At 73.6% G+C, this 12,502-nt stretch carries 6 protein-coding genes and 1 pseudogene; 6 read left to right on the top strand and 1 reads right to left on the bottom strand.

Features of this window, described 5'->3' with window-relative positions; translation table 11 throughout:
- The first annotated feature begins 139 nt into the window (after window positions 1-139).
- The 6 genes and pseudogenes from ligA (at window position 140) to V6U81_RS01265 (ending at window position 10,778) form a co-directional block, all read left to right on the top strand.
- Complete coding sequence (gene ligA / locus V6U81_RS01290) at window positions 140-2,278, top strand: NAD-dependent DNA ligase LigA (RefSeq protein ID WP_334483071.1); 2,139 nt, start codon at window positions 140-142, stop codon at window positions 2,276-2,278.
- 161 nt (window positions 2,279-2,439) lie between these two features.
- Window positions 2,440-4,780 (top strand): annotated as a pseudogene (locus V6U81_RS01285) (putative bifunctional diguanylate cyclase/phosphodiesterase).
- Between the two features lie 225 nt (window positions 4,781-5,005).
- Entirely contained in the window at window positions 5,006-5,311 is a 306-nt protein-coding gene (gatC, locus tag V6U81_RS01280) for an Asp-tRNA(Asn)/Glu-tRNA(Gln) amidotransferase subunit GatC (RefSeq protein WP_334483069.1), read from the top strand.
- Window positions 5,308-6,783 (top strand): Asp-tRNA(Asn)/Glu-tRNA(Gln) amidotransferase subunit GatA, encoded by a 1,476-nt coding sequence (gatA, locus tag V6U81_RS01275; protein WP_334483066.1) that lies wholly within the window; start codon window positions 5,308-5,310, stop codon window positions 6,781-6,783. The genes gatC and gatA overlap by 4 nt, the downstream gene beginning before the upstream one ends.
- A gap of 13 nt (window positions 6,784-6,796) precedes the next feature.
- Complete coding sequence (gatB, locus tag V6U81_RS01270) at window positions 6,797-8,296, top strand: Asp-tRNA(Asn)/Glu-tRNA(Gln) amidotransferase subunit GatB (protein WP_334483062.1); 1,500 nt, start codon at window positions 6,797-6,799, stop codon at window positions 8,294-8,296.
- A gap of 124 nt (window positions 8,297-8,420) precedes the next feature.
- The gene (locus V6U81_RS01265) at window positions 8,421-10,778 is read left to right on the top strand and encodes a transketolase-like TK C-terminal-containing protein (RefSeq protein WP_334483059.1); all 2,358 of its coding nucleotides are present in this window, start codon (window positions 8,421-8,423) and stop codon (window positions 10,776-10,778) included.
- 4 nt (window positions 10,779-10,782) lie between these two features.
- Here the strand turns inward: V6U81_RS01265 and V6U81_RS01260 are convergent, their stop codons facing one another.
- The gene (locus tag V6U81_RS01260; RefSeq protein ID WP_334483056.1) at window positions 10,783-12,393 is read right to left on the bottom strand and encodes a metallophosphoesterase; all 1,611 of its coding nucleotides are present in this window, start codon (window positions 12,391-12,393) and stop codon (window positions 10,783-10,785) included.
- Window positions 12,394-12,502 lie beyond the last annotated feature (109 nt).

The raw sequence follows: 12,502 nt of genomic DNA, 5'->3' as shown, positions 1-12,502 counted from the left end.
GGCGCCGACGTGCGGCGATCGTCGCACGGCCGGGCTCCGGCCGCCCGTCGGGCGCGTCGAGGATTGTCCCACCGGCCCGATACGGTGCTCCGGTAGCGTGATCACGGGGAAACCCGACTGGTTGTCCGGAGGCGGCAGGGTGTCCGAAGAAGCGATCCCCCAGCAGGTCAGCGCCGCGCAGGAGGCGGCGGCCGGCGGCGAGCCGACCCCCGCGGCCCGGGAGCGGCACGCGACGCTGAGCCAGGAGCTCACCGAACACCAGTACCGCTACTACGTGCTCGACGCGCCGACCGTCACCGACGCCGAGTTCGACAAGCAGCTGCGGGAGCTGGAGGCGCTGGAGGCGGAGTACCCGGCGCTGCGCACCCCGGACTCGCCCACCCAGCGGGTCGGCGGCACCTTCTCCACCGACTTCACCCCGGTCACCCACGCCGAGCGGATGCTCTCGCTGGACAATGCCTTCGCCGACGAGGAGCTGGCGGCCTGGGCCGAGCGGGTCGAGCGGGACGCCGGCGGCCCGGTGCCCTACCTCTGCGAGCTCAAGGTCGACGGCCTGGCCATCAACCTCACCTACCAGAAGGGCCGGCTGGTCCGGGCGGCCACCCGGGGCGACGGGCGCACCGGCGAGGACGTCACGGCCAACGTCCGCAGCATCCGGGACGTGCCCACGAAGCTCACCGGCACCGGGGAGTTCCCCGACGTGCCGGAGCTGCTGGAGGTGCGCGGCGAGATCTACTTCCCGGTCGCCGCCTTCGCCGAGCTCAACGCCGGCCTGGTCGAGCAGGGCAGGGCACCCTTCGCCAACCCGCGCAACGCGGCGGCCGGCAGCCTCCGGCAGAAGGACCCGCGGGTCACCGCGTCCCGGCCGCTGCGCCTGGTGGTGCACGGCATCGGCGCCCGGCGGGGCTTCTCGCCGACCGCCCAGTCCGAGTCGTACGCGGCGCTGAAGGCGTGGGGCCTGCCGACCAGCGACCGGGTGCGGGTGGTGCCCGACCTGGCCGGCGTCGTGGAATACATCGCCTACTACGCCCAGCACCGGCACGACGTCGAGCACGAGATCGACGGTGTGGTGGTCAAGGTCGACCCGGTCTCCATCCAGGGTCGGCTCGGCTCCACCAGCCGCGCCCCGCGCTGGGCGATCGCCTTCAAGTACCCGCCGGAGGAGGTCAACACCAAGCTGCTCGACATCGACGTCAACGTCGGCCGGACCGGCCGGGTCACCCCGTTCGCCGTGCTGGAGCCGGTGCGGGTGGCCGGTTCGACGGTCGCCCTGGCCACCCTGCACAACGCGCGCGAGGTGGAGCGCAAGGGGGTGCTGATCGGCGACACGGTGGTGCTGCGCAAGGCCGGTGACGTGATCCCCGAGGTGCTGGGCCCGGTGATCGAGCTGCGTCCCGCCGACGCCCGTCCGTTCGTCATGCCGACCAGCTGCCCGGCCTGCGGCACCCCGCTCGCCCCGGCGAAGGAGGGCGACGTCGACATCCGCTGCCCCAACACCCGCAGCTGCCCCGCCCAGCTGCGGGAGCGGGTGTTCCACCTGGCCGGCCGGGGTGCCTTCGACATCGAGGTGCTCGGCTACAAGGGCGCCGCCGCCCTGCTCGACGCCGAGATCATCCACGACGAGGGCGACCTGTTCGCCCTCGACGCGGACCGGCTCGCCGCGTCGCCGTTCTTCGTCAACAAGGACGGCACCCTGGGCAGCAACGCGACCAAGCTGCTGGAGAACCTGGCCGTGGCCAAGGAGCGCGACCTGTGGCGGGTGCTGGTCGCGCTGAGCATCCGGCACGTCGGCCCCACCGCCGCCCAGGCGCTCGCCCGGCACTTCCGCTCGATCGAGGCGATCGACCGGGCGTCGGAGGAGGAGCTGTCGTCTGTGGACGGCGTCGGGCCGACCATCGCCGCGAGCATCAAGGAATGGTTCGCCGTCGACTGGCACCGCGAGGTGGTCCGCAAGTGGGGTGCGGCGGGCGTACGGATGGCGGAGGAGGCGGTCGACGAGGGGCCGCGACCGCTGGAGGGCCTCACCGTGGTGGTGACCGGCACGCTCGCCGGGTTCAGCCGCGACCAGGCCGCCGAGGCGATCCAGAGCCGGGGCGGCAAGGTCACCGGCTCGGTCTCCAAGAAGACCAGCTTCGTGGTGGTGGGCGACAACCCGGGTTCCAAGGCCGACAAGGCGGCCAGCCTGAAGCTGCCCGTCCTCGACGAGGCGGGCTTCCGGGTGCTGCTCGAATCCGGCCCGGAGGCCGCCCGCGAGGTGGCCCGGGTGGAGGAGAGCTGAGCGCCCCGGCGGTCGCCGGTGAATCTTGGGGCCGTATACCAACTTAATTACGACTACGACCGATTCGTGACTGTCGTGCGGGAGTGGCGGCACACAGGGCGTTTCATGGGAGCACGGTGCGCGACCGGCGCGTACCAGGACCGTGCTGCCCGGGAGGTGCGATGGAGACCGCCGACCCTCGCAACTCCGTGCCGCCCGGGCGGGGGACACCCTTCGCCGGCTTCGTCGTCACGGTCGTCGCGCTGGCCGTGCTGGTCTCCGCCGCCCCGCTGACCGACCTGCCCGACCGGTTGTCGGGGCTGCCCGCCGCGTTCTGGACGATGGCGGCGCTCGCCGTGGTCTGCGACGCCCGCCCCTTCGTCCCGCCCGGCCGGCGGCAGACCTCGGCGGTCTTCCCGTCCACCTGTTTCACCTTCGCCATCCTGCTCGGCTGGGGGCTCGGCCCGGCCGTGGCGGTGCAGGCCGTCGCCGTCGCCGTCTCCGGCTGGCGGATGCGGCACTCGGTCTGGCGGACCACCTTCAACGCCGCCCAGTACGCCTGCGCACTGGCCGCCGCCTACCTGGTGCTCTGGCTCGGGCCGGGGGAACTCTTCGCCGGCGGCCGGCTGCACTGGACCGACGTGGCCGCGGTCGCCGCCGCCACCGCCACCTGGTTCGCGGTCAACTACGGCCTGGTCAGCACCGCGTTGCGGCTGCGCTTCGGCGGCCGGTGGTGGCCCAGCGCCCGGCAGGCCCTGCCGTACGAGCTGCTCTCCACCGGCTCGCTGCTGCTGCTCGCCCCCGTCCTGGTCACCGCCGCCCGGGCCAGCGCCGCCCTGGTCCCGCTGGTGCTGGTTCCGCTCTTCGCCGTCTACCGGATGGCCCGGCTCTCCACCGAGCAGGAGCAGCTCGCCGCGCTCGACCCGCTGACCGGGCTGCCCAACCGCAAGGCGCTGCTGGCCGAGGTCGCCGAGCAGGTGCACCTGCACGCCGAGCGGGTCGCCCGGGACGAGCCCGGCGCCCACCTGGCCCTGCTCCTGATCGACCTGGACCGGTTCAAGAACGTCAACGACGCGCTCGGCCACGCGGTGGGGGACCGGCTGCTGGTGGAGGTGAGCGCCCGGCTGGCCGAGGCGGTCGGCGGCCGGGACATGCTGGCCCGCCTCGGCGGAGACGAGTTCGCGATCGTGGCCGGCGGCCTGGACGGGGTCGAGGACGCGCGGGAGCTGGCCGGCCGGCTGGTCGCCGCGCTCGCCGAGCCGGTGTCGCTGGACGGGCTGCCGCTGGACGTCGGCGGCTCGATCGGCATCGCGCTCTTCCCCGAGCATGGCGAGGACTACGCCACCCTGATGCGCCACGCCGACGTGGCGATGTACGACGCCAAGCACCGCAACGACACCGTGGCGGTGTACGCCGCCGAGTCCGACCACAACTCTGCCGAGCGGCTCGGTCTCCTGGCCGACCTGCGTCGCGTACTCGATGCCGGGCCGCCCGCCGGCCAGCCGGTGCGGGGCGGGGACGGCGCGGCGCTGCCGTCCCGGCTCGACGCCGACCCGGGGTCGGGCGGCGCCGCGGGCCCGCCTGGACGACTCCGACGAGCTGCTGAACCAGATCCTCACCGGCGCCGACCCGGTCCGCCGCCGGTCGGCGGGCCCCGACCCGGGCGAGCCGGCCCCCCCGCCGGCCGAGGCTCCGGCGCCCCCCGCCCCGACGAGCCGACCCGACGCCGACGAGGCCGCCGACGTCGGCGAGATCACCATGTACTACCAACCCCAGGTGGCCATCGCCACCGGGGAGGTGGTCGGCGTCGAGGCACTGCTGCGCTGGCGGCACCCGCGCCGCGGCATGGTCGACCCGGAGGAGCTGATCCGGGTGGCCGAGCAGAGCGCGGTGATGCGGCTGCTGACCAACCGGGTGGTGGACGACGTGGTGGAGCAGCTGGCGAAGTGGGCCGCCGCCGGGATCACCCTGCGGGCGGCGCTCAACGTCAGCGTCCGCGACCTGCACACCGGCGAGATCGCCGACCGGATCGCCGAGCGGCTGACCCGCTACGGGGTACGCCCCGAGCGGTTGCAACTGGAGATCACCGAGGGCGCGCTGATGGCCGACCCCCGGCGGGTGCTGGACACGATCACCCGGCTGCACCGGCTCGGGGTGGCCATCTCCCTGGACGACTTCGGCACCGGCTACTCCTCGTTGCAGCACCTGCGCCGGCTGCCGCTGGCCGAGGTGAAGGTGGACCGGTCGTTCGTCCTCGGGATGGCCGACGACGCCGACGACGCGGCGATCGTCCGGTCGACGATCGAGCTGGCCGGCGCGCTGGGGCTGCGGGTGGTCGCCGAGGGGGTCGAGGACGAACGGACCTGGCGACTCCTGCACGCCGCCGGCTGCGACGCCGCGCAGGGCTGGTTCTACGCCCGCCCGATGCCGGCCGAGGAGCTGGCCGCCTGGCTGGCCCGGTACCGCCCGCTCCGCCCGACCCCCAGCCCGGGCGCGGAGATCCCCCGCCGGCACGCCCGCTGAGCCGGGCATCGGCGCGGCTCGACCGGGGCTGGCGCGGACGCCACGGACCTGACGGCGTCGGCGAATCACCGGAGATCGGCGTCCGGCCGTCGGGCCGGAGGGGGAGTCGGAGGCGTGGTGGGGAGCGCAGGACAATAGACTCGCTCCGGTCACCGCGCGTCATCGCACCACCCGGCCGCGCGGCCGGCACGCAGACCCAGCAGGACAGCCACGAAGGGGGCATTGATGGCCGCCATCTCCCGCGAGGAGGTCGCGCACCTGGCGCGACTGTCGCGGCTCGCCGTCACCGAGGAGGAGCTGGACACCTTCGCCGGCCAGCTCGACGTGATCCTCCAGTCGGTCGCCCAGGTCGGTGAGGTCGCTGCGGCGGACATCCCGCCGACCTCCCACTCGGTGCCGCTGACCAACGTGCTCCGCGAGGACGTGGTGACGCCGTGCCTCACCCCGGAGGAGGCGCTCTCCGGCGCGCCCGACGCCGACCAGCAGCGGTTCCGCGTCCCGCGGATCCTGGACGAGGATGTGGCCTCATGAGCGACCTGACCAGAATGACCGCGACGGAGATCGCCGGTCTCGTCGCCGGCGGGGAGACCTCCGCCGTCGAGGTCACCCGGGCCCACCTGGACCGGATCGCCGCGGTCGACGACCGGGTGCACGCGTTCCTGCACGTCGACTCCGAGGGCGCGCTGGCCGCCGCCCGCGCGGTGGACGAGCGCCGGGCCGCCGGCGAGGAGCTGGGTCCGCTGGCCGGCGTGCCGGTCGCGGTCAAGGACGTGCTCACCACCAAGGGCGTGCCGACCACCGTCGGGTCGAAGATCCTGGAGGGCTGGCGCCCGCCGTACGACTCGACGATCGTGCAGCGGCTGCGCGACGCGGGCACGGTGATGCTCGGCAAGACCAACATGGACGAGTTCGCGATGGGTTCCTCCACGGAGTACTCCGCGTACGGCCCGACCCACAACCCGTGGGACCTGGACCGGATCCCGGGCGGCTCCGGTGGCGGCAGCGCCGCCGCGCTGGCCGCGTACGAGGCGCCGCTGGCGATCGGCTCGGACACCGGCGGCTCGATCCGCCAGCCCGGCGCGGTCACCGGCACCGTCGGCGCGAAGCCCACCTACGGCGGCACCTCCCGGTACGGCCTGGTGGCGTTCTCCTCGTCGCTGGACACTCCCGGCCCGTGCGCCCGTACGGTGCTCGACGCCGCCCTGCTGCACCAGGTCATCGGCGGTCACGACCCGCGGGACTCCACCTCGATCCCGGCCCCGGTGCCGGACGTGGTGGCCGCCGCGAAGCTCGGCGCCACCGGCGATCTGACCGGCGTGAAGCTCGGTGTGGTCACCGAGTTCACCGGCGAGGGCGCCGAGCCGGGCGTGATGGCCGCGTTCCGCGAGTCGGTGGACGCGCTGGCCAAGCTGGGCGCCGAGATCGTCGAGGTGTCCTGCCCGCACTTCCGCTACGCGCTGCCGGCGTACTACCTGATCGCGCCGAGCGAGTGCTCCTCCAACCTGGCCCGGTTCGACGGCGTCCGGTTCGGCCTGCGGGTCGGCGACGACGGCAACCGGTCGCTGGAGGAGGTCATGTCGCTGACCCGGGAGGCCGGCTTCGGCGCCGAGGTCAAGCGGCGCATCATGATCGGCACGTACGCCCTCTCCTCGGGCTACTACGACGCCTACTACGGTCAGGCGCAGAAGGTCCGCACCCTGATCACGCGGGACTTCAACGCGGCGTTCGAGCAGGTCGACGCGCTGATCTCGCCGACCACCCCGTTCGTGGCGTTCCCGATCGGGGCGCGCACCTCGGACCCGTACCAGATGTACCTGGCGGACCTGTTCACCATCCCGACCAACCTGTACGGCGGCCCGGGCATCTCGGTGCCGTGCGGCCTCTCCGACGGGCTCCCCGTCGGCCTGCAGGTGATGGCCCCGACGATGGCCGACGACCGGATGTACCGGGTCGCCGCCGCGCTGGAGTCCGTGGTCGGCACGTTCACCCCACCGGCGCTGTGAGTCAGGAGCTCAGATGACCACGACACTGCCCGCGTACGACGAGGTCGTCGCGCGCTACGAACCGGTGATCGGCCTGGAGACCCACGTCGAGCTGGGCACGAACACCAAGATGTTCTGCGGCTGCCCGACCGACTTCGGCGGCGAGCCGAACACCCGGGTCTGCTCGGTCTGCCTCGGCCTGCCCGGTTCGCTGCCGGTGGCCAACAAGGCGGCCATCGAGGCGACGATCCGGATCGGCCTGGCGCTGAACTGCTCCATCGCCGAGTGGTGCCGGTTCGCCCGGAAGAACTACTTCTACCCGGACATGCCGAAGGACTTCCAGATCAGCCAGTACGACGAGCCGCTCTGCTTCGACGGCTACCTGGACGTCGAGGTCAACGGGGAGCTGGTGCGGATCGGCATCGAGCGGGTGCACCTGGAGGAGGACACCGGCAAGACGCTGCACGTCGGTGGCGCCACCGGCCGGATCCACGGCGCGACGGAGTCGCTGGTCGACTACAACCGGGCCGGCATCCCGCTCGTGGAGATCGTCACCAAGCCGGTCCCCGGCATCGGCGCGCTGGCGCCGGAGGTGGCCCGGGCGTACGTGACCGAGCTGCGCGACGTGCTCCGCTCGCTGGGCGTCTCCGACGTCCGGATGGAGGAGGGGTCGCTGCGCTGTGACGTCAACACCTCGCTGAACCTGCCGGGCGAGGAGTGGGGCACCCGCACCGAGACGAAGAACGTCAACTCGCTGCGCTCGGTGGAGCGGGCGGTGCGTTCGGAGATGCTGCGCCAGGCGTCGGTGCTCGACGCCGGCGGGAAGATCACCCAGGAGACCCGGCACTTCCAGGAGGACACCGGCGACACCCGGCCGGGCCGGTCCAAGGAGACCGCCACCGACTACCGGTACTTCCCGGAGCCGGACCTGGTGCCGCTCGCGCCGGACACCGCCTGGGTGGCCGAGCTGAAGGCCGCCCTGCCGGAGCTGCCCCGGCTGCACCGCCGCCGGCTCCAGGAACAGTGGGGCCTGTCCGACCTGGACATGCAGTCGGTGCTCAACGCCGGTGCGGTGGAGCTGATCGAGGCCACCGTCGCCGCCGGCGCCACCCCGGCCGCCGCCCGCAAGTGGTGGCTGGGTGAGCTGTCCCGCCGGGCCAACGAGACGGGCGTGGAACTGGCCGACATCGGCGCCACCCCGGCGCAGGTCGCCGAGCTGCAGGGCCTGGTCGACGCCGGCAAGCTCAACGACAAGCTGGCCCGTACCGTCCTCGAGGGCGTGGTGGCCGGCGAGGGCTCGCCGACCGAGATCATGGCCAACCGGGGCCTGGAGGTGGTCTCCGACACCGGCGCGCTGACCGCCGCCGTGGACGAGGCGATCGCCGCCAACCCGGGCATCGCCGACAAGATCCGCAGCGGCAAGGTCGCGGCGGCCGGCGCACTGGTCGGCGCGGTCATGAAGACCACCCGCGGCCAGGCGGACGCCAAGACCGTCCGTGAGCTGATCCTGGAGCGCCTCGGCGCCCAGGGCTGAGTCCCACCCGGAACGGGCCGCCGTCGTGACCCGGCGGCGGCCCGCCCGCCTTCACCGGGTACGCGCGCGACCCGCGCCACCCCCCTCGCGTGGGCGTCAACGGCGACGCCCGGATGGAGTCACCGTGAACGAGCACGACCTCGACGTCCTCGACGAGATCCAGCGGCGGGTGCTCTGGCTCGCCACCCGGATCGTGGACGCCGCCAACCACGACCGGGACACCGGCGACGGGGTGAAGGTCGGCGGCCACCAGGCGTCCAGCGCCTCCCTGGTCACCGCGATGACCGCGCTCTGGTTCGCCCACCTCGACGCCGAGGACCGGGTCGCGGTGAAGCCGCACGCCTCGCCGGTCTTCCACGCCATCCAGTACCTGCTGGGCAACCTGGACCGGTCCTACCTGCCGAAGCTGCGGGCGCGCGGCGGTCTCCAGTCGTACCCGTCGCGGACCAAGGACCCGGACGAGGTGGACTTCTCCACCGGCTCGGTGGGCCTCGGCGCGGCGGCGCCGCTCTTCGCCGCGGTGACCCGCCGCTACGTCGACGCGCACTTCGGGCAGCGCCCGCACTCCCGGTTCGTGGCGCTGATCGGCGACGCCGAGCTGGACGAGGGGAACATCTGGGAGGCGGTCGCCGACCCGGCCACCACCGGGTTGGGCAACGTGATGTGGCTGGTGGACTTCAACCGCCAGTCGCTGGACCGGGTCGTCCCCGGCATCCGGATCAACCAGTGGCGGGGCCAGTTCGAGGCCGCCGGCTGGCACGTCGTGGAGGTCAAGTACGGCCGCAAGCTCGCCGAGGCGTACGCCCGGCCGGGTGGCGCGGCGCTGCGCGACTGGATCGACCGGATGCCCAACGAGCAGTACCAGTCGCTGTTCGGGCTGGCCGGGCCGGCGCTGCGCAAGCAGTTCCTCGACGGCGCCCCGGCCGGCATCACCGAGCTCATCGCGGACATCTCCGACGACGAGCTGGGCCCGCTGGTGACGGATCTGGGCGGCCACGACCTCGAGGCGATGCTCGACGCGTACGCCCAGTGCGACGCGGTCACCGACCGGCCCAGCGTGATCTTCGCGTACACGGTGAAGGGTTGGGGGTTGCCGATCGCCGGCAACCCGCGCAACCACTCGGCGCTGCTCAGCACCGAGCAGGTCGACGCGCTGCGGGCCGCGAACGGCCTCACCCCCCACACCGAGTGGGACCGCCTCGACCCGGCGTCGGAGGCCGGCATCCGGGCCGGCGAGCGCCGGGAGGCGCTGTCCCGCGCGCCCCGCGAGCGGTCGCTCGGGGTCACCGTCCCGGAGACCACGAAGGTACGGGTCAACAAGCCGGTCTCCACCCAGGAGGTGTTCGGCCGGGTCCTGGTCGACCTGGCCCGCGACCCGCAGGTGGCGCCCTACCTGGTGACCACCGCCCCGGACGTGGCCACCTCCACCAACCTCGCCGGGTTCATCAACAAGACCGGCGTCTTCGCCCCCACCGAGCAGCGCTCCTGGACCGAGGACCGGATGCTGCGCTGGACGGAGAGCCCGTCGGGCCAGCACATCGAGCTGGGCATCTCGGAGATGAACCTGTTCCTGCTGCTCGGCCAGCTCGGCCTGTCGTGGGACCTGTCCGGGCAGCCGCTGCTGCCGGTGGGCACGGTCTACGACCCGTTCGTGCTGCGCGGCCTGGACGCGTTCCTCTACGGCACGTACTCCGGCTCCCGGTTCGTGGTGGCCGGCACCCCGTCCGGCATCACCCTCGCCCCCGAGGGCGGCGCCCACCAGTCGACGATCACCGCGTCGGTCGGCCTGGAGCTGCCCGGGGTCACCTTCATCGAACCCGCGTACGCGGGCAGCCTGGACTGGCTGCTCTGTGACGCGCTCGGCCAGATCGCCGGGGGAGCCGCGCCGGCCGCCACCGCCGCGCCGGCGGAGGACGGGGCGTACTACTTCCGGCTCAGCACCCGCCCGATCGACCAGGCGCCCTTCGAGGCGGCCCGGGCCCGGATCGGCGACGCGGTGCTGCGCCGGCAGGTGGTGGCCGGGGCGTACCGGCTGGTGGACGCGCACCAGGCGTACCCGCACCTGGCGGACGCCCCGGTGGTCACCCTGGCCGGCTCCGGCGCGGTGCTGCCGGAGGTGCTCGCCGCAGCCGCGGAACTGGCCGACGAGGGCATCGCCGCGCACGTGGTGGACGTGACCTCGCTGGACCGGCTCTACCGGGCCTGGCAGCGGACCCTGCGCCAGGGTGTGCGGACGGCGACCGTGCCGAGCGTGCCCGGCGCGCTGCGGGCCGCCTTCGGGGACCGGGCCCCGGTGGTGACCGTGCACGACGCCGCCTCGCACGCGATGGCCTGGCTCGGCTCGGCGCTCGGGGTGCCGGCGGTGCCGCTGGGCGTGGACGAGTTCGGCCAGTCCGGCACCGTCCGCGAGCTGTACGAGCTGCACGACCTGCTGCCCGGCAGCATCGTCAACGCCGCGCTGGCCGCCCTTTCCCTGCGCTGACGGCTCAGCGGGTCGGGGTCGGGCTGGCCGACTCCGGCCCGCCCCGGGTCGGGGTGGGGGTGACCGGCACCTGGGCGCCCTTCGCCGGCTCCTTGATCACGTGCCGTTCCAGGTTGACCTGCGACTGCCCGGTGCCGCCCACCGTGATGTCGTCGTACGCCTGGAGCATCTTCTGCTGGTCGAAGTAGAGCACCGTCATCGACAGCGGGGTCGGCTTCTCGCCCTCCAGGCCGCGCAGCCCGGCGCCGCCGGTGGAGCCCTCCACCATCAGTTGGGTCGGCTGCTTGCCCGACACCTGCGGCAGCTTGGAGACCTGCCGGGCGTGGGTGTGCCCGGCGAGCACCAGCGGGCAGGTGCCGGAGAGCGGGCCGGCCGACGCCGGGTCGTGCACCAGCGCGATGTTCACCGGCTGCGGCGAGTTGCGTACGGTCGTGGCGAGCTGGTCGCCGGCGCCGATGACCTGGTCGGCGACCTGCTTGGTGAGGCCGCTGCCGGCCGGCGAGGTCTCCTTGTCCGGGGTGAACCGGGGGTCGCCGATCCCGGCGATGGTCAGCCCCGCCACGGAGACGGTCGAGTTGCTCAGCACGACCGCGTTGGGCTGGCGGGCGACCGCCGCGGCCGTCCGCGCCGAGTCGTGGTTGCCCCGGATGTAGACGTACGGCTTCTTGAGCAGGCCGATCGAGCCGACGAAGGACGCCTCCGGCTCGCTGCCCCAGTCGGTGATGTCACCGGTGTCGATCACCGCGTTGATGCCGAACTGGTCGACCACGGTGCGGATCAGCTGCCAGCCGGTCGGGTTCAGGTGCATGTCCGAGACGTGCAGCACCCGGGTGGTGCCGGGCGCCGGCTCGTAGACGGGCAGCGCCGACACCGTGGTGTAGAGCTGGCTGACGTTGCCGACGAGGCGTTGCAGCTGCTCGGAGTAGCGGGAGTAGTCGTTGGCGATCCGCCGCGCGTCACCGACGATCGCCGGGGCGTTCACCAGCAGCCCCTCGTACCGCGGCTCCTCGATCGCCTGGGGGCGGACGGTGCCGGCGGCGAGCCCGAGGCTGCCCGCGGTGACCGCCAGCGCCACCCCGCCGGCCCAGGCGGTGCGGCGGGTGTTCCGGAAGACCAGGGCGGCCAGCACCAGGGTGACCAGCACGGCCGAGCCGACGGTACGCAGGCCGAGCCGCATCGCCCCGTTCCGGACGTCCTCGACGGCGGACTGGCTGGCCCGGCTGATGCTCGCCGGGTCGTCGATCAGGGCCTCGGTACGGCGCTGGTCGAGCGCGCCGAGCCGGACGGTCAGATGGGTCGGCCCGTCGTGGCTGTCGAGCTGGAGCGCGCCCAGCGGCGGGATGTCGACCGTGGTGCCGCCCTCGATGGCCGGGGCCAGGGTCAGGTAGGCGCGGAACGGGCCGATGTCGGTGTTCACCCGGCCGCCGGCCAGCACCCCGATCACCGCCCCGGCCAGCCCGACGGCCAGCACCGCCGCGACCACCCCGGCCCGCCGGGCCCGTCCGGATCCGTCGGCCGGTCCGGCCGTCCGTCGCCAGGGTCGCCAGCGCCGCTCACGCCGGTCCCGGGCGTTCGCGTCCCCGGTCCCGCGCTGCTCGTTCTCCTGACCGTCCATGCTGAGATTCTGACCTGCCCATCGGAGGATCTTGGCAAACCCGGGGGACGGATGCCCGTCCGTGCCGCAACGACCGGTCGGTCACCGCCCGCGCGGGCCGGTCGGCCGG

Source organism: Micromonospora lacuserhaii (assembly GCF_036902735.1).
Classification (GTDB): Bacteria; Actinomycetota; Actinomycetes; order Mycobacteriales; family Micromonosporaceae; genus Micromonospora.
Note: the sequence above shows the minus strand (reverse complement) of the source record. Positions and strands in the feature narration are given on the sequence as shown.